A 23,332-nucleotide genomic window follows, 5' to 3' on the forward strand; every position below is an offset into this window, starting at 1 on the left:
ATGAGCTATATCGTCAGTTACCAAAAGAAAATCCTGGGCCACGAGGTGATCGACCTGCTGCGGCCGGCACGGACCAGCGTGGAGCTCGGCACCCTGGACGGGATCACCTATGTGGCGATCTGCACCGAGCAGCCGCTGCCGGAGCAGCGGCCGGAGCTCGGCGAGGTGTCGGTGGTGGAACTCACCCCCGCGCTGCGTGAGCGCCTGTGCGAAGTCTCGCCCCGGGTGCAGTTGATCCGCCAGCAGGTACGCGACAAGATCGCCGAGCGCTACCGTCTGCACGACGAAATCCAGCTGCTGCGTACCGGCGATGCCGACGCCCTGGCAGCGTACAACCAGTACGTGGAGGACTGCCGGGCCTGGGGCCGCGCGAGAAAGGCGGAGCTCGGGCTATGAGCTGGACCCCCACCACCTTCACCTGGCCGCCCTGTGCGGCCAGTATCGAAACCGGCGCCGAGGCGACCCTGGCCGCCGTCCCGGGCGCGCAGCACGCCGCCCTGGCCCGGCTTACCCAGGCCGCCGGCGAGGTGGCCTTCAGCCGCCACCCGTTGAGCCAGCAGGCCGAGGCGCTGCTGGGTCTGCGCGGCCAGCTCGATCAGTTGCTGGTCGATGGCCACCGCCTCACCGTCACCCCCTACGACCACGACGTCGGCAAGGTGGAGCAGACCGGCCACTACCTGGCACCGCAGAACGCCATCCACCGCCTGGCCGACAAGCTGCGCGACAATGCCGACCCGCACCGTCCCGCCGGTACCCTGCATGCCCTGGGGCTGCTGCTCACCGCGCCCAGTCTCGGCCAGTTCGGCCAGCAGCTGACCGCCGTCACCCGGCTGCTGCCCCTGCCGGAGCTGGCCGCCCTCGCCCGCCGGGTCGCGGCCGAGCAGGAGCACCAGGCGCAGAAAATGCGCATCCCGGCCCGGGCCATCCCCCCCCAGTGGGTGCCCGGCCGGCACCACGCCGCCCCGCTGCGCCCGGCCGCGGCCGCCCTGGGCGCGCGCCTGGCGCAACTGGAATCCCTGGCCGCCGACCGGCTCGACCCGGTGGCCAAACTGGGTGCCCTCGCCGCCAAGCGCGCGGTGTGGCTGGAAGACCAGGACCAGGCGCTGGCCGAGCTCAAGGCCGGCCTGTCCGGCGGCCTGCTGCGCATGGCCGCCAGCGGCAGCGCCGCCGCCATCGCCAACGCCCTCACCGGCGGGGTGCCGGCCTACGAGACCCCGCACAGCGCCGCCGTGCTGCTGGTCTCGCCCCATCCGCTCACCTTCCTGCAGGAGCTGCTGCCATGATTGCCCTCGACGGCGAAATCATCCGCCTCAAATCGCCCCGCCTCACCCTGATGATGGAGTTCAAGGAAAAGGACACCTCCGGCCAGACCTCCGGCACCAGCGGGGCCGAGCAGGGCGAGAAAGGCAAGGAGCTGCAGGTGTCGGGGCTCATTCCCTTTGCCGACCCGGCCGCCCTCGCCCGGCTGTTCGAGCTGGCCCAGGACAAGGGCGACGGCAACGAGCGCCGCATCTACCGCATCGGCTGCGAGCTGGCCGAAGCGGTAAAGATCTACCAGGTCAAATTCAGCGGCCGCATCATGGCCCCGGAGCAGGAGGGGCTGCTGGCCTGGCGCGTCACCTTTACCCTGCGGGAACACCTCTCGGTACCGGAAAAGCGCGAGCTGCGCCGCCTGCAGCCCGAGGCCATCATCCAGGGCCTGACCGAAGCCACCGTGCCGGCCGGGGCCACGACCGACGGCACACCGCCCCAGCAGCGTGAGCTGGGCCGGGTGGAGCGGTACCTGAAGAAAGTGGACGACATGCTGGCAGGAGAGCAGACCGATGAAGCTTAACAAGCGCCTCACCGTCAACGGCGAGCCGGCCCACATCGCCGGCGACACCCTGGTGCTGGAGCTGTCCAGCGCCGGGCGCGGCCTGTTTACCATCCGGGGCAGCGCCCGCCCGGGCGACCGGGTGCAGTTCGACATGGGCTACGGCGACCAGCTGCAGCGCTACTTCTCCGGGGTGGTGGCCAAGGTGGTGCCCGCCGACAACGGCCACAGCCGCATCCTGGCCAAGGAGCTGGCGTTCGTGCTGGGCGCGCGCATCACCGCCAGCCTGCAGCACGCCACCTTTCGCGCCGTGATCGCGCACCTTGCCGAGGAAACCGGGCTGCGCTTTGACCTGCCCCAGGCCGACTACCTCGACACCGCCATTCCCAACTTCACCACCGCCGGCACCGGCGCCCAGTTGCTCGAGAACGCCGGACGGGCCTTTGCCATCCCGGAATTCTGCTGGTTCCAGCAGCCCGACGGCAGCATCTGGGCCGGCAGCTGGGCACACTCCCGCTGGGCGGGCCGGGGCGTCACCATCGAGCAGGAGCTCACCACCGCCCAGGCCGCCGGCAACAGCCTGGGCGTGGTGACCTCGCCGCAGCTGCGCCCGGGGGTGGAAGTCAACGGCCGCCGCATCACCCGGGTGGAATTCGACGGTACCCAGATGCGCCTGCACTGGCAGGGCCGCCACAAAACACCCCAGCAGCGGCAGCTGGAGCAGTCGTTTCCCGAGCTGGCCGCCGGCGTCCACCTGCCCCAGTTCGGCCGGGTGGTGGCGGTAGCCGACCACGCCCGGGCCGGCGAGCTGAACGACCCCTTCCGGCCGCGCTACGCGGTGGATGTGCAACTGCTCACCGAAGACGGCCAGCCGGACACCGACACGCCGGTGTATCGGGCCGTGCCCCTGCCGGTGCTGTTCGGCGGCCCCGAGCAGGGCCAATTCCAGTATCCGGTACCGGGCACCCTGGTGGAGCTGGGCTTCGCCTTCGGCCGCGCCGATCAGCCCTTTATCCGCACCGTGCTCGGCACCGGCTGGCCCCTGCCCGATATCCAGCCCGGCGAGCAGCTGCAGCAGCAGCGGGCCGAGGTGTACCAGCGCACCGACAGCGCCGGCAACCACACCCTGGCCACCGACCAGAGCATTCACCACATTGCCGCCCAGCTCAGCCAGCAGGCCGACGACTACCGCGGCGAGTTCGGCAGCCGGCACACCACCGTGGCCCAGCACAGCACCGAGGAAGTAGCCGGCCGCAAACGCATTGAGGCGCTGGGGGCCATCGAGCTGCTGGCCGGCGACGATGTCGATCTGGCCACCCTGGCCAACCTGCACCTGGTGGCCGCCGGCGAGCGGGTCGACGTGACCGGCGGCGACTACCAGCACGGCATCGGCGGCAACAGCACCACCACCATCAAGGGCAGCCGCAGCCTCACCGTGCAGGGCAACGAACAGCGCACCACCCAGGGTAACACCACCGAACAGATCAGCGGCAACAAGACCAGCACCGCCCAGACCCAGGTAATACAGGGTCAGAGCATCGTGCTGGGCAACGGCACCCACAACATGCTGGCCCTGATGATCGGCATGATGGCCAACGTCCAGGAGGCCCTGCAGAAGCTCGACGGCCACACCCACCCCGACCACCACCAGCCGCCCAACGTCCAGGGCCAGGTGGCCGGCCACGCCGGCAACATCGGCACCATCAAGGGCAACCTGCAAAGCTTCACCGGTTAGGCCCCTGCCACGCCACCCAGGCGGCCACAGCGGCCGCCTTCTTGTATCCCCACCCCACGACACCAGCCAGGCCAGCGCACTGCCAGCGCCGCCTACGCACGCGCTCGCCCCACGAAAACCGCGCTCCTCCGCGCCCGCCTTCGCGCTTTGCGTCGTAAAAATTGGGAAATTCTGCGGGGGTGCAAAACCCATCGCCAGGCCGCGCCGTTATTGGGATCTCGGCTTGATCTGAGGATCTGCAACCAGTGAAGAGAATTGCAAGGAAATGAAGGAATTACAGAGTCGGCAAGATCACCGGTAGGATCGACAACGCCGCGCCGGGCCTGGGCTTCGTGTCGTTTACGTGGGAAAGAGGCTACAGGGTGAATTTTCGTCGCACCGCGCCAGGCCTTGCAGCCAGGGAAAAACGTGAAAAAGAGAATTTCAATCGGCTTCAACGGCGTGCCGGTGGAGAGGGGCAAAAACCGCTGTCGCCACTTTGTCGCCATTTTAGGAAATAGCTGTAAATCGGCGGAGGCTAGAAAAGCTTGTAAGTGCTTGATTTTCAATGGTGCCCGGAGCCGGACTTGAACCGGCACGCTGTTACCAGCGAGGGATTTTAAATCCCTTGTGTCTACCGATTTCACCATCCGGGCAGTAGACGAACTCGAGGAGGAGATGGAGGCGCGTAGCGGAGTCGAACCGCTCTAAACGGATTTGCAATCCGCTGCATAACCGCTTTGCTAACGCGCCGAAAGAGGTTGTCCTGATGCCTGTGCATTCTAATGGCCAGGATCCGTCAGTCAACTGCTATCTGGATTTTCGGGTCCGTTCGCACACTTTTTATGCGCAGGGGCCGTTTTTTATGCCGCTCGCTTCGCTACCCCGGACAGCGAATGGCTCAGGCGGCCCGGGTGAGATCGTTCCAGGCGGCCCTGAGATAGTCGTAGGCGGAAAACAGGGTCAGTCCGGTGGCCACGTACAGCAGCACATAGCTGCCCCAGATCATGTAAATGCTCTGCTGCCAGATAAGGCCGATCAGGGCCAGCATCTGGATGGTCGTCTTCCATTTGCCGAGCCAGCTCACCGCCACCTGGGAGCGCTGGCCAATTTCCGCCATCCACTCGCGCAGGGCCGAGATGATGATCTCCCGCCCTATCATGATCATGGCGGGAATGGTGACCAGGGGGCTGCTGTAGTCTTCCACTATCAGTACCAGGGCGGCGGCCACCATCACCTTGTCGGCCACCGGATCGAGGAAGGCGCCGAAGGGCGTGCTCTGCTCGAGCTGACGGGCCAGGAAGCCGTCGAACCAGTCGGTCACCGCCGCCAGGGTGAACACCGCCGCCGCCCAAAAATAGGCCCAGTCGAACGGCAGGTAGAACAGTACTATGAATACCGGGATCAGCAGGATGCGGAAAAAGGTCAGGGAATTCGGGACGTTTATCATTGTTATTCAAGCCAAAGAGTGACGCGGTTACATGGTGCATGATGCGCTTCAGTGATGCAACGCATCATGTATTTTTTCTGCCAGGGCCAGGCTGATGCCCGGCACCTTGGCCAGCTCGTCCACGCTGGCCCGCTTCACCTCCTGGATACCGCCCAGGTATTTCAGCAGCGCCTGACGGCGCTTGGCACCGATGCCGGGAATGCTCTCCAGGCTGCTGGTGGTACGCACCTTGCCGCGCTGGGCGCGATGGCCGGTAATGGCGAAGCGGTGGGATTCGTCCCTGATGTGCTGGATCAGATGCAGCGCCGGCAGGTCGGCGGGCAGGTGCCGCTCTTCGTGGCTGCCGCCCATGACGAGCGTCTCCAGCCCCGGCTTGCGGGTCACCCCCTTGGCCACCCCGACAAGCAAGGGCTTGCGCGGGCTGTCGGCCAGCTCCCGGGCCACCACTTCCTCGGCCCGGGCCAGCTGTCCCAGGCCACCGTCGATAAACAGCAGGTCGGGCAGCTTGTCCACCTCGGCCTGATGAAAGCGTCGGCTCAATGCCTGCTCCATGGCGGCGTAGTCGTCACCGGGGGTGATCCCCGCGATGTTGAAGCGGCGGTATTCACTCTTCTGGGGCCCTTCCCGGTCGAACACCACGCAGGAGGCCACCGTCTTCTCCCCCATGGTGTGGGAGATGTCGAAGCACTCCATGCGGCTGACGGGGCCGCAAGCCAGTACCTCCTCCAGTTGCACCAGCCGCTGGCGCAGGGTGCTCTTGTGGGCAAGCCGGCTGGCGAGCGCCGTCTGGGCGTTGGTCTGGGCCAGCCTGATAAAGCGCGCCCGCTCGGCGCGCAGGCGGCTGCGCAGCTTCACCCGGCGGCCATAGTGCTGGCTCAGGGTGTCGCTCAGCACTTCCTCATCGGGCAGGGTCCGGTCCAGCAGGATCTCGGCCGGGGCCTCGCGGCCGCCGATGCCGGACAGGTAGAACTGCAGCACAAAACTCTGCAGTATTTCTTCCGCGTCCGTGTCCGGCGGCATCTTGGGGAAATAACTGCGGCTGCCCAGCACCTTGCCCTGGCGGATAAACAGCACTTGCACGCAGGCCAGGCTGCGCTCCAGCGCCAGGCCGATCACGTCCAGGTCGTCCAGGATGTTGCCGCTGACGAACTGCTGCTCCTGCACCCGGCGCAGGGCCAGCAGTTGATCCCGGAAGCGGGCCGCATCCTCGAAGCGCAGCTCCCGGCTGGCCTGCTCCATGCTGTCCGCCAGATCGGTCAGTACCTGCTGGTTCTTGCCCTGCAGGAACAGCCGCGCCAGTTGCACCTGGTGGGCATATTCCTCGTCGCTTACCAGACCGGCCACGCAGGGACCGGCGCAGCGTTTGAGCTGGTACTGCAGGCAGGGCCGGGAGCGATTGGCGTAAAAGCCGTCCTCGCACTGGCGCACCGGAAACAGCTTCTGCATCAGGTGCAGGCTCTCGCGCACCGCCAGCCCGCTGGGATAGGGGCCGAAGTATTCGCCCTTGTGCTTGCGCGGCCCACGGTGGATACCGATACGGGGATGCCGGTGCTCGGTGATCAGGATATAGGGGTAGGACTTGTCGTCCCGCAGCAACACGTTGTAGCGGGGCAGATGCTGCTTGATCAGGTTGTGCTCGAGGATCAGCGCCTCGGTTTCGGTGTGGGTCACCGTCACCTGCACCTCGGCGATCTGGCGTACCAGGGCCCGGGTCTTCTCCCCGCCGACATTGGCACGGAAGTAGGAAGACAGCCGTTTCTTCAGGTTTTTGGCCTTGCCCACATAGATGACCTCCCCGGCGGTATCGTGCATCAGATACACGCCGGGCTGTTCGGTCACTACCTTGAGGAAGGCCTTGGCATCGAAGGGCTGGCTCATCGGCCGTCAGATCTTCTCCGCGTCCAGCATGCCGTAGCGGATGGCCAGATGGGTCAGCTCCACATCGCCGTTGATGTTGAGCTTGCTGAACAAACGGTAGCGATAGCTGTTCACCGTTTTCGGGCTCAGGTTGAGCTGCTCGGAAATATCGGTCACCCGCTGTCCCTTGGTGATCATCAGCATGATCTGCAGCTCCCGCTCGGACAGTTGCTTGAAGGGGTTTTCCTCGTTGGAAAACTGGCTCAGCGCCATGCGCTGGGCGATTTCCGGCGAGATGTAACGCTGGCCGCTGTGTACCAGGCGGATGGCGTTGATCATCTCTTCCGGCCCTGCCCCCTTGGTCAGATAGCCGGCGGCACCGGCCTGCATCACCTTGGTGGGAAAGGGGTTTTCGGTGTGGATGGTCAGGACGATGATCTTCACGTCCGGGCTGAAGCGCAAGATCTTGCGGGTGGCCTCGAGGCCGCCGATGCCCGGCATGTTCATGTCCATCAATACGACGTCGGGGTGCTGTTCACGACACCATTGCACGGCTTCTTCGCCGCTCTTGGCCTCGCCTACCACCTTCATTCCTTTGACGTCTTCTAGAATGCGTCGGATCCCTGTGCGCACTAACTCATGGTCATCAACCAGGAATACGTTAATCAAAGTTGTTCTCCGACTGCGTTAACCTGCTTAGCATATAACACTTTCCCCATGGATGGCATCATAGCGAAGATGCCGGCGGAAAAAACGCGCGCCGACCGGCACATCTTATTATCAAATCAAATACATATTTGCAACACGGATAAGCCGAGCGAGATCGGGATATTTCAAAAATGAGACAAAAGGCGCCGAAGCGCCTTTTGGTGATCAGAAGTTGTTGTCGGTCTGGGGCGTCAGCCGGCGATATTCTATCTCGCCTGTGGCCTTGAGCGCCTCGACCAGGCTCTGGTATTCCCGTTGCCCCAGCAGACCACTCTGGCCCTCCCGGATCTGGGCCAGCAACTCGGAGGTGTCTTCCGGTGTGGTCACGCCATTCAGCTTGAGCACCAGCTGGTCGCCGTCGGCCAAGGCCAGGCTGCGCAGGCTAGGCTGCTCGGTCGGCGCCGGCATGGCGAACAGGGCATCCAGCAGGGCTGGATCCTCCTCGCTCTCGCGGGTCAGGCCGTTCAGCTCGGTCACCGCCAGGCCGTGCTGTTCCAGCCAGGCCTGCTCTTCACCATTGCGCCAGGCGGCCAGCAGGGCATCCGCCCCCGCGGCGGCCAGTTCCCGGGCCTTGGCGGTCAGTGCCAACTCCCGCGCCTGGCCGCGCACCTCGGCGAAGTCACGTACCGCGGCGGGTCTGTGCTCGGTCACATGGATGACGATGGCCCGGCGGCTGTCCAGCTCGATCAGATCCGAGTTCACGCCCTGCTGGCGCAACCGTTCGGAGAAGGCCTGGCTCAGTACCCGTGGATCATTGATCTCGGCCGGGGCATCCTGGGTGGAGAAATAGCCGGTGGACTTCACTTCCAGCCCCAGCTCCTGGGCCGCCATGTCCAGGGAGTCGGGAAACTCGAAGGCCAGCTCGGCCAGGCGCTGCTCCTGGGCATAGAAGGCATTGGCCGCCTCGTCCTGGGCCAGCCGCTCGGCGATGCTGTCGCGTACTTCGGCCAGGGGCCGGGTCTGCCCGGGCTGTATCTCCAGCAGGGTGATCAGGTGCAGGCCGAATTCGCTTTCGACCACCTCGGACAGCTCGCCCACGTCGTTCAGGGCAAACGCCGCCCGATCGAAGGCCGGATCCATGGTGCCCTGTTCCATCCAGTCCAGCTCGCCGCCCTTGGCGCCGGAGAAGACATCGTCCGACTCGGTGCGGGCCAGCTCGGCAAAGGCTTCGCCGGCGGCCAGGCGCTCGGCGATGGCCTGGATTTTCTGCTGCGCCTCATCCCCCTTGTTGACCATGATGTGGGCGACCTTGCGCTGCTCGGACCGACTGTAGCTGGCCAGGTTGGCCTGGTAGTAGTCCTCGATCGCCTGTTCGTCGATGTCGACGCCGGAAACGGCGCCCGCATCCAGCAGCAGGTAGTTGACCTTGACCTGCTCGGGCCGCTGGAATTGCTGCGGCTGTTGCCGGTAATAGGCTTCCACCTCCTCATCGCTCAGCTCGACCCGGTCGCTGAAGTCGGCCAGCGGCAGGCGCACGTATTGCGCATCCCGCTGTTGGCGGCTAAGCCGGTCCAGCCAGCCGGCCTCGGCCTCCAGGGTAAAGCTGGAGCCGGCCAGGGCATTGAGCAGCATCTGCCGGCTCAGATCCTGGCGCACGCTGTCGCGCAGCTGCTCGGGGCTGATGCCGCTGCGGGCCAGCAGTTGCTGGTAGCGGTCGTTGTCGAAGCGGCCGTCCTGCTGGAATTCCGGCAGGTTACGGATGGCGTTGCGCACCTGCTCGTCGCTGGCGCGCAGCTTCAGCTCTTCCACCTTCTGGTCGAGCAGGCGCTGCTCCACCATCTGCTCCAGCACCGAGCGGCGGATCTGCTCCACATAGGCGGGATCACCCAGCAACTGGCTGAACTGGGGACCCAGCTGGCTTTCCAGGCGGGCGCGTTCATTGCGGTAGGCATTTTCCAGCGCCTGGGCAGTGATCTCGTCACCGTTGACCACGGCGGCCACATCCGCCACCGGCCGGGTGACATAGCTGCCTACCCCGGCCAGGGCAAAGGACAGAATGATCAATCCCAAGATGATCTTGGAGGTGGTGCCCTGGGCACCCGCCCTTAGCTTGTCAAAAAACATAGATTGTCGTTACTCCCGATAGACGGTGATGCCGTCCTATCCGAAAAAAAAGCGCACCCTGTGATGCGCCTTTCCGGATCATGACCCGTCGGACCCGAGGCCCGTTAACAGCGGTCGCTTAATTGACGGCGTCTTTCAGCGCTTTGCCGGCCTTGAACCCCGGGGTCTTGGCAGCGGCGATCTCGATACTGGCGCCGGTTTGCGGGTTGCGGCCGGTGCGGGCGGCGCGCTCACGCACGGCAAAGGTACCAAACCCAACCAACGATACCTGATCCCCTTCTTTCAGTGATTCGGTTACCGCCTCAACGAAGGCATCCAGCGCCCGACCGGCCGAGGCCTTGGTAATGTCGGCGCCTTCAGCAATTTTGTCGATCAGTTGAGATTTATTCACAGTCATTCCCCTTGTCGTTTTTTAATGGGTTCTGATAACGCAACCCTGACCTTGATTCATTATTGGCTGGTAGCAAACCCCCGAAGGGTTCGCCGTGTGTTCCCGGGCGACGCCGGCATCATCCATGCCTGGCTCCCCCACAAAATCCACCCAAGGCTACTGCGACTCATTGTCGCTGACAAGCCTGAAACCGTGACTTCTGGCGAAAAAGCTCGTCTTAAGCTACGGAAAAGCCTTCCGGCGGCTGCTCCAGGGCAAGCTCCAGCACTTCTTCTATCCAGCGCACCGGATGGATCTCCAGATCCTGCTTGACGTTTTCCGGAATTTCTTCCAAATCCCGTTCGTTCTCTTTGGGGATCAGCACCCGCTTGATACCACCTCGGTGGGCCGCCAGCAGCTTCTCCTTGAGGCCACCGATGGGCAGCACCTCGCCACGCAGGGTGATCTCGCCGGTCATGGCCACGTCGGCCCGCACCGGATTGCCGGTCAGGCTGGATACCAGGGCGGTGCACATGGCGATGCCGGCACTGGGACCGTCCTTGGGGGTGGCCCCTTCCGGCACGTGCACATGGATGTCGCGCTTCTCGTGGAAGTCGGCATTGATACGCCATTTCTCCGCCCGGGAGCGCACCACCGTCATCGCCGCCTGGATGGATTCCTGCATCACGTCACCGAGGGAGCCGGTATAGGTGAGCTTGCCCTTGCCGGCCACGTTGGCCACCTCGATGGTCAGCAGATCGCCGCCCACCTCGGTCCAGGCCAGGCCGGTCACCTGCCCCACCTGGTTGTGTTCCTCGGCCTTGCCGTAATCGAAGCGGTGCACGCCCAGGTACTTTTTCAGGTTGTCCTGGTTGATCACCACCTGCTTGAGTTCCTTGTTGAGCAGTATCTCCTTCACCGCCTTGCGGCACAGCTTGGAGATTTCCCGCTCCAGGCTACGTACCCCGGCCTCCCGGGTGTAGTAGCGGATGATGCCGAGGATGGCCGAATCCTCCACCACCACTTCATTTTCCTTCAGGCCGTTGCGGCTGATCTGCTTGGACAGCAGGTGGCGCTTGGCGATGTTGAGCTTCTCGTCCTCGGTATAGCCGGACAGGCGGATCACCTCCATCCGATCCAGCAAGGGCCCGGGGATGTGCATGGAGTTGGAGGTGGCCACGAACATCACGTCGGACAGATCGTAGTCCACTTCCAGGTAATGGTCGTTGAAGCTGTGGTTCTGCTCCGGATCCAGCACTTCCAGCAGGGCCGAGGCCGGATCGCCGCGCATGTCGGACGACATTTTGTCGATCTCGTCCAGCAGGAACAGCGGATTGCGCACCCCCACCTTGGCCATTTTCTGGATCAGTTTGCCGGGCATGGAGCCGATATAGGTGCGGCGGTGGCCGCGGATTTCCGCCTCGTCCCGCACCCCGCCGAGCGCCATGCGCACGTACTTGCGGCCGGTGGCCTTGGCGATGGACTGGCCGAGGGAGGTCTTGCCCACCCCGGGCGGTCCCACCAGGCACAGGATGGGGCCTTTCAGCTTGTTGATGCGACTCTGCACCGCCAGGTATTCGATGATGCGTTCCTTGACCTTCTCCAGGCCGTAGTGGTCGGCGTCGAGGATCTCCTCGGCCTTGGCCAGGTCCTTCTTCACCTTGGAGCGCTTCTTCCAGGGCACCGAAATCATCCAGTCGATATAGCCGCGCACCACAGTGGCTTCCGCCGACATGGGCGACATCATCTTCAGCTTGGCCAGTTCGGCCTCGGCCTTCTGACGGGCCTCGTCGGTCATGCCGGCGTCTTCGATCTTCTGCTGCAGCGCCTCGAACTCGTCGGGCACCTCATCCAGCTCGCCCAGCTCTTTCTGGATGGCCTTCATCTGTTCGTTGAGATAGTACTCGCGCTGGCTCTTTTCCATCTGCTTCTTGACCCGGGCGCGGATGCGGCGCTCCACCTGCAGCAGATCGATTTCCGACTCCATCATCGCCATCAGGAACTCGAGGCGCTCGCCGACCTGGGCGATTTCCAGCACCTTCTGTTTGTCTTCCAGCTTGAGCGGCATATGGGCGGCCATGGTGTCGGCCAGGCGGGCCGCGTCCTCGATGGCGGACAGGGAAGTCAGCACCTCGGGCGGGATCTTCTTGTTGAGCTTGATGTAGCCTTCAAACTGGGTGATGGCCGAGCGCACCAGCACTTCCTGTTCGCGCTCGTCCAGCGGCTCGGTCGCCAGGTACTGGGCCTCGGCCACGAAGTAGCCGTCCTGCTCACGCAGTTGCTCCAGCCGGGCCCGCTGGCCGCCTTCCACCAGCACCTTGACGGTGCCGTCGGGCAATTTGAGCAGCTGCAGCACATTGGCCACGGTGCCGACCTGGTAGAGGTCATCGGCCCCAGGATCATCGGTGGACGCATCTTTCTGCGCGATCAGCAGCACCTTCTTGTCCTGCTCCATGGCCGCTTCCAGGCAGCGGATGGATTTTTCCCGTCCCACAAAGAGCGGGATCACCATATGGGGGTATACAACCACGTCACGGAGAGGCAGGACGGGGGTTTCGATGCGTTCGGAACGCTCTAGGGTCATAGTGTCCTCTCGGCTTGAATGCAATTTATTAGCGCTTGGGCAGTATATGGGGGCGGGATCGCAAGATTCAATCGCCGCAGGCTTAAAAACAGAAAAAGGGGCCAGAAGCCCCTTTAACCGGTTAAAAATACCCCAATCAGTCGCCGGAGGCGGCCTGAGCCTCGCCTTTCTGATAGATAAGGATAGGTGCTGACTCGCCCTTGATCACGGTTTCGTCGATCACCACCTTGGCCACGTCGTCCATGGACGGCAGGTCGTACATGGTGTCGAGCAGCACGCCTTCCACGATGGAGCGCAGGCCGCGGGCCCCGGTCTTGCGCTCCATGGCCTTGCGGGCGATGGCGCGCAGGGCGTCGTCACGGAACTCCAGATCCACGTCCTCCAGAGAGAACAGGGCCGCGTATTGCTTGGTGAGCGCGTTCTTGGGCTCGGACAGGATCTGCACCAGGGCGTCTTCGTCCAGCTCGGTGAGGGTGGCCACCACCGGCAGACGACCGATGAACTCGGGGATCAGGCCGTATTTGACCAGATCCTCGGGCTCTACCCGGGTGAAGATCTCGCTCAGGGAGGCCTTCTCGCTCTTGCTCTTGACCTCGGCGCCGAAACCGATGCCGGTGCCCTTGTCCATGCGTTGTTCGATCACCTTGTCCAGGCCGGCAAAGGCGCCACCGCAGATGAACAGGATCTTGGAGGTGTCCACCTGCAGGAACTCCTGCTGGGGATGCTTGCGTCCGCCCTGGGGCGGCACCGAGGCGACAGTGCCCTCGATCAGTTTCAGCAAGGCCTGCTGCACCCCTTCGCCGGACACGTCCCGGGTGATGGAGGGGTTGTCGGACTTACGGGAAATCTTGTCGATTTCATCGATGTAGACGATGCCGCGCTGCGCCTTCTCCACGTCGTAGTCGCATTTCTGCAGCAGTTTCTGGATGATGTTTTCCACGTCCTCGCCCACATAACCGGCTTCGGTCAGGGTGGTGGCGTCGGCCATGGTGAAAGGCACATCCAGCAACCGGGCCAGGGTTTCAGCCAGCAGGGTCTTGCCCGAGCCGGTGGGCCCGATCAGCAGAATGTTGGACTTGCCAAGCTCGACGCCATCGGTGCTGCCGGCGTTGCGCAACCGCTTGTAGTGGTTGTATACCGCTACCGCCAGTACTTTCTTGGCGTGGTCCTGACCGATGACATAGTCATCCAGATGGGCGCGGATCTCGTGGGGCGTCGGCAGGGCGCTGCCTTCCCGCTTGGGCGAGATATCCTTGATTTCTTCCCGGATGATGTCTTCGCACAGCTCGACACATTCATCGCAAATATAGACGGAAGGGCCGGCGATGAGCTTACGCACTTCGTGTTGGCTTTTACCGCAAAAAGAACAGTACAGCAGTTTGCCGCCATCCCCTTCGCCCCTGCGTTTGTCTGTCATTCAGTCACCTCGTATGCGTACAGGCTGAGGAGTGCCTACCAGCTCTTAACAAGAGTGTACAGCACCCCTCCCCGCTTTGCTCAATCGCGCTTATAGAACACCTCGTCCACCAGGCCGTATTCTTTGGCCTGATCCGCCGACATGAAGTTGTCGCGGTCGGTATCGCGCTCGATGATCGACAACTGCTGACCGGTGTGCTCGGCCAGCAGCCGGTTGAGCTTCTCTTTGATATACAGAATTTCCTTGGCGTGGATCTGGATGTCCGACGCCTGCCCCTGGAAACCGCCCAGCGGCTGGTGGATCATCACCCGGCTGTTGGGCAGGGCGAAACGCTTGCCCGCGGCACCGCCGGCCAGCAGGAAGGCGCCCATGGAGCAGGCCTGGCCCATGCACACCGTACTCACGTCCGGCTTGATGAACTGCATGGTATCATAGATGGACATGCCAGCGGTCACCGAGCCGCCCGGCGAGTTGATGTAGAGATGGATGTCCTTCTCCGGGTTTTCCGATTCCAGGAACAGCAGCTGGGCGCAGATCAGGTTGGCCATGTGATCTTCGACCTGGCCGGTCAGGAAGATCACCCGCTCTTTCAGCAGCCGCGAGTAAATATCGTAAGAACGTTCACCCTTGGCGGTCTGCTCCACCACCATGGGGATCAGGGCAGCCAGGGGCCCGTCCGTCATCGGATTATGATTGTTTGACATAAGATATTGTCCCCAAAACAAAATGGCCCAAGTGCACTCACACTGGGGCCATTATACGCAAGAGCTTAATGCTTAAGTCAAATGTTCTTAAGCACCAACACCCGGCTTGTTCATCAGATCGTCGAAGCTGACCTGCTTGTCGGTCACCTTGGCCTGGGCCAGTACGAACTCGATGGCCTGATCTTCGATGGCCAGGTTACGCACGTTTTCCAGCAGCTGTTGGTTTTCGTTGTAATAGGCGACCACTTCGGCCGGATCCTCGTAGGCGGACGCCATGGAGGCGATGATTTCCTGCACCTTGGCGTCGTCGGCCTTGATCTCGTTCTGCTTGATCACTTCACCCAGCAGCAGTCCCACGCGTACGCGACGCTCGGCCTGCTCCTTGAACAGCTCGGCGGGCAGTTGCGGGGCGTTTTTCGGGTCCAGACCGCCAAAACGCTGCAGCGCCTGCTTGCGCAGGGTGTCGATTTCGCCGTCGATCAGGGACTTGGGCACGTCCACCGGGTTCTGCTCCAGCAGGCCGTCGATCACCTGATCCTTGACGGAGGCCTTCAGGGCCTGGGCCAGCTCACGCTCCATGTTCTTGCGCACTTCGGCCTTGAGGCCGTCGACGGAGCCGTCGGCAATGCCGAAACGCTGCACGAATTCCTCGGTCAGCTCGGGCAGTTGCTGGGCCTCTACCTTGGTCACGGCGATGGCGAACTGGGCCGGCTTGCCCTTCAGGTGTTCGGCGTGGTATTCCTCGGGGAAGGTCACTTCCAGGGTGAAGTCGTCACCGACTTTCTTGCCCAGCAGGCCGTCTTCGAAGCCGGGGATCATACGGCCGGAACCCAGTACCAGCACGAAGTCTTCGGCGGCGCCGCCTTCGAACTCTTCACCGTCCACGGAGCCCACGAAGTTCATGGTCACCCGGTCGCCATCGGCGGCTTCGCGCTCAACGGCCACCCAGTCGGCGTGTTGCTTGCGCAGGGTGTCGATCATCTTGTCCAGATCGGCATCGGTCACTTCGGCCTGGGGCTTCTCGACGGCCACCGCGTCCAGGCCCTTCACTTCCACTTCCGGGTAAACTTCGAAGGTGGCGGTGAAGGTGAAGTCTTCGCCGGCCTTGATGGCGGCGGGTTCCATGGTCGGCATGCCGGCCGGGTTCAGCTTCTCGCTGATCACGGCTTCGAAGAAGTTGCGCTGCATCAGCTCGCCGGCCACGTCGGCTTCGACGGAGGGGCCGAACATCTTCTTGATGATGGAGAAAGGCGCCTTGCCCGGACGGAAACCGTCGATACGACGGGTCTTGGCCAGCTGACGCAGGCGGCTGTTCACTTCGCCTTCTACCTTGTCGGCCGGTACTGTGATGGTCAGACGGCGCTCCAGGCCTTGGGTCGTCTCTACAGAAACTTGCATTCTCTTACCTCAATTTTCTTCAGCACCGCGGTGCTGACCCTGTGATATGTGGGAAGCAGCCTGACTGCTCCTTGAATTCTGTCGAAGACCCGGGGCCTTCATGGCAAATTAAGACGCGGCATTATAGCGAGGCAAAAAACCAGCGTCGAGCGGCAGTCCGCTCCTGTTGGGCAATATGAGGCATAAATAGCCCTTTTCAACCCCCGGGCCGGTTTTTGCTACCGGTCCGGCAGCCGGCTCAGGGCATGATATGGACAAAGGCTTTCCACTTGTTCTGCAACCGGATCACCCAGCGCGGCGTAGCGGCACCGGTTCCCGCCGGGCTCAACCCCGGGTGGGCTCCGGCGACCCGCGCCAGCACCACCTCTTGCTCCGGCTCGACGTCGACGAAGAACAGGTGCCGGCCCGCAGCGAGATCCGCCTGGTATTTGCGGAACGCCCGGTGCGGCATCTGGATACCGAACATGCCGCCTTCCCAGGTGCAGAACCCCAACGCCACTATCGCCAGGAAGATAAAGGGGATCCAGCCGACCGTCTCGGGCAGCCCCGACAGGTAACTGACCAGTAACACCAGGCCCGCGGCCGCCACACCGATCAGGGCACCCAGTTCGGTGGCCCGCACCACGTCCTGTTTCAGCACCGGCTCCACCTCGTGCAGCCGGTGCCGCTCTACCGCCCCCTCTTGCTGGCTGAGCACATGGATCTGCGGCTCGCTGATACCACCGTCCTCCAGCTCCTGTTCGACGGCTTCCAGATCGTCCAGATCGTCGCTGAGATAATAATACCGTTTCATGACCCTCCTCCCGCCGGACAGGGCTGCGCCCGACCCTCTTCGATCGCCATGTTACAAGTATAGGCCCCAGCGCCCGGCCCGCGTTCAGGCAGGATGCCGGCCACACTGCTCCCGGGGGCAGCCCTGGCTCGCAGGGTACAAACGGGGCTCCCGGTACCACCACCCAGTTGCCGAGAATGTCGCGGTCGAGGACCTGGGACATGGCGTTGCCCGCAGGTGATGTGTTCGTCTCCTCAAGCTAAATAACTGTTCCGAACGGTAGATCACCACCGGCAGCGACAGGGTTCCGCTAAGCAGACCCTCCGCGCCAGGGATGGCGCGGTGGAGCCCCCAGGGATGGGTTCACGGCGTGTCTGCGTGCGGGATCCGGCCGATGTAGTACTATTAGGATCAGTGGGTTAGCGTTTCGCTTGTGACTAAAAACAAAAAAACGCCGGCGAAGCCGACGTTTTTCCGATTTAAAGTCGGGATTCAACCCGCCTTGGTTTTCAGCTTTTTCACATTGCTCTTGCAGGCGTCCGGCTCGCGCTCCACCCCTTCCTGGTAGGCCAGGCCGTAGAAGCTGTCGTGCAACAGCTGCCTGAGTTCGGTGATCAGCGGGTAGCGCGGGTTGGCACCGGTGCACTGATCGTCGAAGGCGGCGATGGCCAGTTCGTCAAGCTTGGCCAGGAAGTCGGCCTCGTTGACCCCGGCCTCCCGGATGGAGGCCGGCACGCCCAGCTCGGCCTTCAGGCCGTCCAGCCAGGCCACCAGTTTCTCCACCTTGGCACTGCCGCTGTCGGCAGGCGATGCCAGGCCCAGGTGCACCGACACCTCGCCGTAGCGGCACTTGGCCTGGGGCCGGTCGTACTGGCTGAAGGCGGTCTGCTTGGTCGGGTTGTCATTGGCGTTGTAGCGAATGACGTTGCTGATCAGCAGGGCGTTGGCCAGGCCGTGGGGCAGGTGGAACTCGGCGCCAATCTTGTGGGCCATGGAGTGGCAGACCCCGAGGAAAGACTGGGCGAAGGCCACACCGGCCAGGGTGGCGCCGTTGTGCACCTTCTCCCGCGCCTGCGGATCCTGGGCCCCCTTGTGATAGGCCGCCGGCAGATGGTTCTTCAGCAGGGTCAGGGCCTGCAGCGCCTGGCCGTCGGCATACTCGTTGGCCAGCACCGACACATAGGCCTCCAGGGCGTGGGTGACCGCATCCAGGCCGCCGAAGGCGGTCAGGGACTTGGGCAGGTTCATCACCAGATCCGCATCGATGATGGCCATGTCCGGGGTCAGCTCGTAGTCCGCCAGCGGATACTTGATGCCGGTCTGGTCGTCGGTCACCACCGCGAAGGGGGTCACTTCCGAGCCGGTGCCCGAGGTGGTGGGGATGCACACCATGGCCGCCTTGGCACCCATTTTCGGGAAACGGTAGATGCGCTTGCGGATGTCCATGAAGCGCATGGACAGCTCTTCGAAGTGGGTGTCGGGATGCTCGTACATCACCCACATGATCTTGGCCGCGTCCATGGGGGAGCCACCGCCCAGGGCAACGATGACGTCGGGCTGGAAGCGCAGCATGCGTTCGGCCCCCTTGCGTACCGTGGCCAGGGTCGGATCCGCTTCCACCTCATGGAACACCTCCACTTCCATGCCCTGCTGCTTCAGCAGGCGGCCGACCTTGTCGGCGTAACCGCTGTTGAACAGGAAGGAGTCGGTCACCACCATGGCCCGGCGCTTGCCGCCCAGATCGGTCAGCGCCTCGGCCAGGCAGCCCCGGCGGAAGTAGATGGACTTGGGAAGCTTGTGCCACAGCATGTTTTCCGCCCTCTTGGCCACGACTTTACGGTTGATCAGGTGTTTGGGCCCTACGTTTTCCGAGATGGAATTGCCCCCCCAGGAGCCGCAGCCCAGGGTCAGGGACGGCGCCAGCTTGAAGTTGTACAGATCGCCGATGCCGCCGTGGGAAGCCGGGGTATTGACCAGGATGCGGGCGGTCTTCATCCGATCGCCGAACTGGCGGATGCGCTCGGCGTTGAGATCCTGATCGGTATAGAGGGTGGAGGTGTGGCCGATGCCGCCCAGGATCACCATCTGCTCCGCCATGTCCAGGGCCTCGGCGAAATCGCGGGCGCGGAACATGCCCAGCGTCGGCGACAGTTTTTCATGGGCGAAGGGCTCATCGTGACCGATGGCCAGCCCTTCGCCGATCAGGATACGGGTGCTGGCTGGCACCTCCACCCCCGCCATGGCCGCGATAGCCTGGGCCGGCTGGCCCACGATATCGGCGTTGAGGGCACCGTTTTTGAGGATCACCGCCCGTACCTTGTCGGCGTCGGCACTCGGCAATACATAGCCGCCGTGGTTCTGGAAGCGGGCCTTGACCTGGTCATAGACCTCGTCCAGCACGATCACCGCCTGCTCGGAGGCGCAGACCACGCCGTTGTCGAAGGTCTTGGACATCACGATGGACGCCACCGCCCGCTTGATGTCGGCGGATTCGTCGATCACCACCGGGGTATTGCCCGCGCCCACGCCGATGGCCGGCTTGCCGGAGGAATAGGCGGCCTTCACCATGCCGGGTCCGCCGGTGGCCAGGATCAGGTTGATGTCCGGGTGCTGCATCAGGTGGTTGGACAACTCCACCGAGGGGCTGTCTACCCAGCCGATGATGTCGCGCGGCGCGCCGGCCTCGACCGCGGCCTGCAGTACCAGGCGGGCGGCTTCGCAGGTGGCGCCCTTGGCCCGTGGGTGGGGCGAAAAGATGATGCCGTTGCGGGTCTTGAGCGCGATCAGCGCCTTGAAGATGGCGGTGGAAGTCGGGTTGGTGGTGGGTACTATGCCGCAAATCAGGCCCACCGGCTCGGCGATGGTGAGGATGCCGAAGTCGCTGTCTTCCTCCAGCACGCCGCAGGTGCGCTCGTCCTTGTACTTGTTGTAGATGTACTCGGAGGCGAAATGGTTCTTGATCACCTTGTCTTCCACCAGGCCCATGCCGGTCTCGGCCACCGCCTGCTGGGCCAGCGGAATACGGGCGTTGTTGGCGGCCAGGGCCGCGGCGCGGAAGATTTTGTCCACCTGCTCCTGGCTGAAGCCGGCATAGCGGTGCTGGGCTGCCTTGACGCGGGCCACCAGGATGTCCAGCTCTTGCAGGGTTGAAACGGCCATAGGGATACTCCTCACTCAAAAATAAAAAACCTTGGCTAAAACCTGAGCCCGAGGGCTTAACCAAAGATTTGATACCAGTGTAGGAGATACCCTTTAGTGGGTATTGATCCGGATCAGCATTTCACTCAGTTACGTAATTAAATTACAAAAAGAAACCGGAAACTCCCAGACTGACTTAGAGCCTGTTCAAGGTCTCTGCAGGCTTGTCTATAACGACGGTACGAAGAGGCAACAGGGACGGCTATTCTGGGAGTGATCAGACGTTGCCGGCGAATTGACAAAAGGTCAGTAATAACGATGGGTAATAAAGAATAAGGTAGGAAAATAACAAGGCATGCCGGAGCATGCCTTGTGTGACCGAACCCGCGGAGCCTTAGAAGGACACCCGGCGGTACTTGCGGTATTCGGGCCGCCAGAAGTTGGCTTCTATCGCCTGCTCCAGCACCTCGTCGGAGGTCTGCAGCGCCTGGCCCTGCAACTGGGCGGTCTTGGCCACCATCTTGGCGATCTGCCGGCTGACCTCCTGGATCTCCGCCAGCGGCGGCAACAGGGCGCCCTCGCCGTTTTGGGCCAGGGGCGAGCAGGCCGCCAGGGCCCGGCTGGAGGACATCAGCATGGCATCGGTGACCCGGCGGGCACCGCAGGCCAGCACGCCCAGGCCGATGCCGGGGAAGATGTAGGAGTTGTTGCACTGGGCGATTTCATACCGCTTGCCCTTGTACTCCACCGGCGCGAAGGGGCTGCCGGTAGCGACCAGGGCCTGACCATCGGTCCAGTTGATGATGTCTTCCGGTGTCGCCTCCACCCGGGAGGTGGGGTTGGACAGGGGAAAAACGATGGGCCGCTCGCAGTGGGCGTGCATGGTCTTGATCACCTCCTCGGTGAACAGTCCCGGCTGGCCGGACACCCCGATCAGGATGTCGGGCCTGGCGTTTTGCATCACTTCCAGCAGGGAGATGTTCTCGCCCGCCACCTGCCAGTCCCGGATATTGTCGAGGGACTGGGCCAGAGGACGCTGGAAGTCCACCAGGTTGGGCATGTTGTCGGTGATAAGCCCGAAGCGATCCACCATGAACACCCGTTCCCGGGCCTTGGCATCGCTCAGGCCCTCTGCCTTCATCTGCGCCACTATCTGTTCGGCGATGCCGCAGCCGGCGGAGCCGGAGCCGAGGAAGGCCACCTTCTTCTCGGACAGCTTGCTGCCACTGGCCTGGCAGGCGGCGATAAGCGACCCCAGGGTCACGGCGGCGGTGCCCTGGATGTCGTCGTTGAAGCAGCACAGCTCATCCTTGTAGCGGTTGAGCAGGGGCATGGCGTTCTTCTGGGCGAAATCCTCGAACTGCAGCAGGGCGTTGGGCCAGCGGCGCTTCACCGCCTTGATGAAGGCATCCACGAACTGCTCGTATTCTTCCCCGGTCACCCGCGGGTTGCGCCAGCCCATGTACATGGGATCCTTCAGCAGTTGCGGATTGTTGGTGCCCGCATCCAGCACCACCGGCAGGGTGTAGGCCGGAGAGATACCGCCACAGGCGGTGTACAGGGACAGCTTGCCGATGGGAATGCCCATGCCGCCGATACCCTGGTCGCCCAGGCCCAGGATGCGCTCGCCGTCGGTCACCACGATGACCTTGACGTTGCGCTTGGTGGCGTTCTGCAAGATGTCGTCGATGCGCTCCCGATCCGGATAGGAGATGAACAGCCCCCGGGCCCGACGGTAGATGTTGGAGAACTCCTCACAGGCCTGCCCCACGGTCGGGGTATAGATGATGGGCATCATCTCGGTCAGGTGGTTCTGCACCAGGCGATAAAACAGCGTCTCATTGGTATCCTGGATATTGCGCAGGTAGATGTGCTTGTCGAGGTCGTTCTGGAAGGCGGTGTACTGCTTGTAGGCGCGGGAGGCCTGCTCTTCGATGGATTCGATATTGTGGGGCAGCAGGCCGTCGAGGTTGAAGGCGATCCGCTCTGCCTTGTTGAAGGCGCTGCCTTTGTTCAGCAGGGGGGTTTCAAGCAGGGCCGGGCCTGCATAGGGTACATATAGGGCTCGTTTTTCTTGATGCTCTTTGGGCATAAGACATCTCGCTTTGTTTTAATCCCTGGGTGGGTCTTATTGGGGTTATGGGGGCTGGGCGCAGTATAAGCCAAGCCCCCCTTCCAGACCACCACCAAGGCGCAGGGATCAACGCAACGATACCACGCAGTTACGGCCCCGGCTTTTGGCGCCGTAGAGCGCCTCGTCCGCCTGGCGCAACAGCTCCTGCACCTGGCTGTCGTCCCTTCCCTCCACCACGCCGGCACTGACGGTGACCGAGACCTCGCTCTGGTCCAGCGGATTCTCCACCGGCTGGGACTCCACCGCCAGCCGCAAGGTCTCGGCCTGGCGCGCCCCCTGCTCGAGCGGGGTTTCGGGCAGCAGCACGATGAACTCCTCGCCGCCGTAGCGCGCCACTATGGCCTCGGGACCGAAGATGTCCATGATGGTGTTGGCCACGCTCACCAGCACCTCGTCCCCCATCAGGTGGCCCTGGTCGTCGTTGATGCGCTTGAAGCGATCCAGATCCAGCAGGATCAGGGTATAGGGCCTGTCCAGGCTGCTGTGGTGGCGCACCTCCTCCAGCTGGCGCACGAACAGCCGGCGGTTCATCAGCCGGGTCAGGGGATCCCGGGTCGACTCCCGGTAGAGATCGAGCAGCATGCGCAGTTGCCCCGCCTGCACCCAGATCATCGCCAGGCTGAAGGCCAGCAGTAGCCATACCCTGTCCACCAGATCGCCGTTGCTCAGGCTGCGGGAGTCGAGCCAGTAGTCGGTGGCCAGCACCGCCAGGGTGATGACCGCCGCCACCCGCAGGCCCGACTTGATCGGCAGCGGCAGCACCCCCAGCAATGCCAGCAGGAAATAAGGAAAGGCGATATAACCCACGGGGATGGGCACCCCGTCCCGGAAACTCCAAAGGCCGACAAAATTGAAGGCCAGCAGGATGCCGAGCAGGGCATAGATGGACAAGATCATCCAGCGGCGGTTGAGCTTGCACAGGTAGCTGAGTGGCAGCAGCGGGGTGAGCATCACGCCGGTGATCAGGCGCACCTTCCACAACAGCTTGAAGTGAGCCGGATCCAGCACCCACCAGTCGACGGCAATCCAGCCGGCGATGCCGATGATGAGCAGGGCGACCAGCCAGCGGAAACGAATGGCGACAAATCCGATGCGGGTGAGCTTAAAATCCCGGGAGTGACAGCTATCGCTCCAGTATTCCTTGAGTTCCAACCCATACCCCTTTTTATTTCTCGTTAAACGGCGAACTGAATCGAAGTGCCTCGGGCA

Annotated in this window: 17 protein-coding genes and 2 tRNA genes; 4 read left to right on the forward strand and 15 right to left on the reverse strand. The window is 63.1% G+C overall.

The window, feature by feature from the left end:
• Genes ACT7DK_RS13465 through ACT7DK_RS13480 form a run of 4 tightly spaced genes read left to right on the forward strand, consistent with a single transcriptional unit; the run spans position 1 to position 3,548 of the window.
• On the forward strand, positions 1-396 hold the full coding sequence (locus ACT7DK_RS13465) for a hypothetical protein (protein ID WP_445399978.1): 396 nt from the start codon (positions 1-3) through the stop codon (positions 394-396).
• Entirely contained in the window at positions 393-1,283 is an 891-nt protein-coding gene (locus ACT7DK_RS13470) for a hypothetical protein (RefSeq protein WP_445399980.1), read from the forward strand. Before ACT7DK_RS13465 ends, ACT7DK_RS13470 begins: the two co-directional genes overlap by 4 nt.
• The gene (locus ACT7DK_RS13475) at positions 1,280-1,834 is read left to right on the forward strand and encodes a baseplate complex protein (protein WP_445399982.1); all 555 of its coding nucleotides are present in this window, start codon (positions 1,280-1,282) and stop codon (positions 1,832-1,834) included. Before ACT7DK_RS13470 ends, ACT7DK_RS13475 begins: the two co-directional genes overlap by 4 nt.
• On the forward strand, positions 1,824-3,548 hold the full coding sequence (locus ACT7DK_RS13480; protein WP_445399984.1) for a hypothetical protein: 1,725 nt from the start codon (positions 1,824-1,826) through the stop codon (positions 3,546-3,548). The genes ACT7DK_RS13475 and ACT7DK_RS13480 overlap by 11 nt, the downstream gene beginning before the upstream one ends.
• A 548-nt stretch (positions 3,549-4,096) precedes the next feature.
• Here ACT7DK_RS13480 and ACT7DK_RS13485 read toward each other — a convergent pair.
• The 15 genes from ACT7DK_RS13485 to ACT7DK_RS13555 all read right to left on the reverse strand — a co-directional run bounded on the left by ACT7DK_RS13485 (position 4,097) and on the right by ACT7DK_RS13555 (position 23,275).
• A tRNA-Leu gene (locus ACT7DK_RS13485) sits at positions 4,097-4,183 on the reverse strand.
• Positions 4,184-4,206: 23 nt separating this feature from the next.
• A tRNA-Cys gene (locus ACT7DK_RS13490) sits at positions 4,207-4,280 on the reverse strand.
• A 148-nt stretch (positions 4,281-4,428) separates the two neighbouring features.
• Positions 4,429-4,977 (reverse strand): CDP-diacylglycerol--glycerol-3-phosphate 3-phosphatidyltransferase, encoded by a 549-nt coding sequence (pgsA, locus tag ACT7DK_RS13495; protein ID WP_445399986.1) that lies wholly within the window; start codon positions 4,975-4,977, stop codon positions 4,429-4,431.
• Positions 4,978-5,025: 48 nt separating this feature from the next.
• A complete protein-coding gene (gene uvrC, locus ACT7DK_RS13500) occupies positions 5,026-6,855 on the reverse strand; it encodes an excinuclease ABC subunit UvrC (RefSeq protein WP_445399988.1) in 1,830 nt (609 codons plus the stop codon).
• Between the two features lie 6 nt (positions 6,856-6,861).
• A complete protein-coding gene (gene uvrY, locus ACT7DK_RS13505; RefSeq protein ID WP_094041281.1) occupies positions 6,862-7,503 on the reverse strand; it encodes a UvrY/SirA/GacA family response regulator transcription factor in 642 nt (213 codons plus the stop codon).
• A gap of 204 nt (positions 7,504-7,707) precedes the next feature.
• Positions 7,708-9,606, reverse strand: coding sequence for a SurA N-terminal domain-containing protein (locus ACT7DK_RS13510; protein ID WP_445399991.1), 1,899 nt, complete (start codon positions 9,604-9,606; stop codon positions 7,708-7,710).
• A 118-nt stretch (positions 9,607-9,724) separates the two neighbouring features.
• Positions 9,725-9,997, reverse strand: a complete 273-nt coding sequence (gene hupB, locus ACT7DK_RS13515; protein WP_445399993.1) for a nucleoid-associated protein HU-beta — start codon at positions 9,995-9,997, stop codon at positions 9,725-9,727.
• Positions 9,998-10,214: 217 nt separating this feature from the next.
• Positions 10,215-12,560 carry an endopeptidase La gene (gene lon, locus ACT7DK_RS13520; protein WP_445399995.1) on the reverse strand — a complete coding sequence of 782 codons (2,346 nt, stop codon included), beginning with the start codon at positions 12,558-12,560 and terminating at the stop codon, positions 10,215-10,217.
• Positions 12,561-12,696: 136 nt separating this feature from the next.
• Positions 12,697-13,977: an ATP-dependent protease ATP-binding subunit ClpX gene (gene clpX, locus ACT7DK_RS13525; RefSeq protein ID WP_445399997.1), complete on the reverse strand. Its 1,281-nt coding sequence runs from the start codon at positions 13,975-13,977 to the stop codon at positions 12,697-12,699.
• Positions 13,978-14,057: 80 nt separating this feature from the next.
• Entirely contained in the window at positions 14,058-14,681 is a 624-nt protein-coding gene (gene clpP, locus ACT7DK_RS13530) for an ATP-dependent Clp endopeptidase proteolytic subunit ClpP (protein WP_445399999.1), read from the reverse strand.
• An 87-nt stretch (positions 14,682-14,768) separates the two neighbouring features.
• Positions 14,769-16,079 carry a trigger factor gene (tig, locus tag ACT7DK_RS13535; protein ID WP_445400001.1) on the reverse strand — a complete coding sequence of 437 codons (1,311 nt, stop codon included), beginning with the start codon at positions 16,077-16,079 and terminating at the stop codon, positions 14,769-14,771.
• A gap of 238 nt (positions 16,080-16,317) precedes the next feature.
• On the reverse strand, positions 16,318-16,872 hold the full coding sequence (locus tag ACT7DK_RS13540; protein ID WP_445400003.1) for a hypothetical protein: 555 nt from the start codon (positions 16,870-16,872) through the stop codon (positions 16,318-16,320).
• A 471-nt stretch (positions 16,873-17,343) separates the two neighbouring features.
• Positions 17,344-20,010 carry a bifunctional acetaldehyde-CoA/alcohol dehydrogenase gene (gene adhE, locus ACT7DK_RS13545; RefSeq protein ID WP_445400005.1) on the reverse strand — a complete coding sequence of 889 codons (2,667 nt, stop codon included), beginning with the start codon at positions 20,008-20,010 and terminating at the stop codon, positions 17,344-17,346.
• Between the two features lie 373 nt (positions 20,011-20,383).
• On the reverse strand, positions 20,384-22,081 hold the full coding sequence (locus ACT7DK_RS13550) for an NAD-dependent malic enzyme (protein ID WP_445400007.1): 1,698 nt from the start codon (positions 22,079-22,081) through the stop codon (positions 20,384-20,386).
• A 108-nt stretch (positions 22,082-22,189) separates the two neighbouring features.
• Positions 22,190-23,275, reverse strand: a complete 1,086-nt coding sequence (locus ACT7DK_RS13555; protein ID WP_445400009.1) for a GGDEF domain-containing protein — start codon at positions 23,273-23,275, stop codon at positions 22,190-22,192.
• Positions 23,276-23,332 lie beyond the last annotated feature (57 nt).

This window comes from Zobellella sp. An-6 (assembly GCF_052487945.1).

What these genes read in the sequence shown, in the direction of transcription:
- ACT7DK_RS13465 (WP_445399978.1), top strand. Translation starts at nt 1, where the DNA reads ATGAGCTATATCGTCAGTTACCAAAAGAAAATCCTGGGCCACGAGGTG.
- ACT7DK_RS13470 (WP_445399980.1), top strand. Translation starts at nt 393, where the DNA reads ATGAGCTGGACCCCCACCACCTTCACCTGGCCGCCCTGTGCGGCCAGT.
- ACT7DK_RS13475 (WP_445399982.1), top strand. Translation starts at nt 1,280, where the DNA reads ATGATTGCCCTCGACGGCGAAATCATCCGCCTCAAATCGCCCCGCCTC.
- ACT7DK_RS13480 (WP_445399984.1), top strand. Translation starts at nt 1,824, where the DNA reads ATGAAGCTTAACAAGCGCCTCACCGTCAACGGCGAGCCGGCCCACATC.
- pgsA (WP_445399986.1), bottom strand. Translation starts at nt 4,977, where the DNA reads ATGATAAACGTCCCGAATTCCCTGACCTTTTTCCGCATCCTGCTGATC.
- uvrC (WP_445399988.1), bottom strand. Translation starts at nt 6,855, where the DNA reads ATGAGCCAGCCCTTCGATGCCAAGGCCTTCCTCAAGGTAGTGACCGAA.
- ACT7DK_RS13510 (WP_445399991.1), bottom strand. Translation starts at nt 9,606, where the DNA reads ATGTTTTTTGACAAGCTAAGGGCGGGTGCCCAGGGCACCACCTCCAAG.
- lon (WP_445399995.1), bottom strand. Translation starts at nt 12,560, where the DNA reads ATGACCCTAGAGCGTTCCGAACGCATCGAAACCCCCGTCCTGCCTCTC.
- clpX (WP_445399997.1), bottom strand. Translation starts at nt 13,977, where the DNA reads ATGACAGACAAACGCAGGGGCGAAGGGGATGGCGGCAAACTGCTGTAC.
- clpP (WP_445399999.1), bottom strand. Translation starts at nt 14,681, where the DNA reads ATGTCAAACAATCATAATCCGATGACGGACGGGCCCCTGGCTGCCCTG.
- tig (WP_445400001.1), bottom strand. Translation starts at nt 16,079, where the DNA reads ATGCAAGTTTCTGTAGAGACGACCCAAGGCCTGGAGCGCCGTCTGACC.
- ACT7DK_RS13540 (WP_445400003.1), bottom strand. Translation starts at nt 16,872, where the DNA reads ATGAAACGGTATTATTATCTCAGCGACGATCTGGACGATCTGGAAGCC.
- adhE (WP_445400005.1), bottom strand. Translation starts at nt 20,010, where the DNA reads ATGGCCGTTTCAACCCTGCAAGAGCTGGACATCCTGGTGGCCCGCGTC.
- ACT7DK_RS13550 (WP_445400007.1), bottom strand. Translation starts at nt 22,081, where the DNA reads ATGCCCAAAGAGCATCAAGAAAAACGAGCCCTATATGTACCCTATGCA.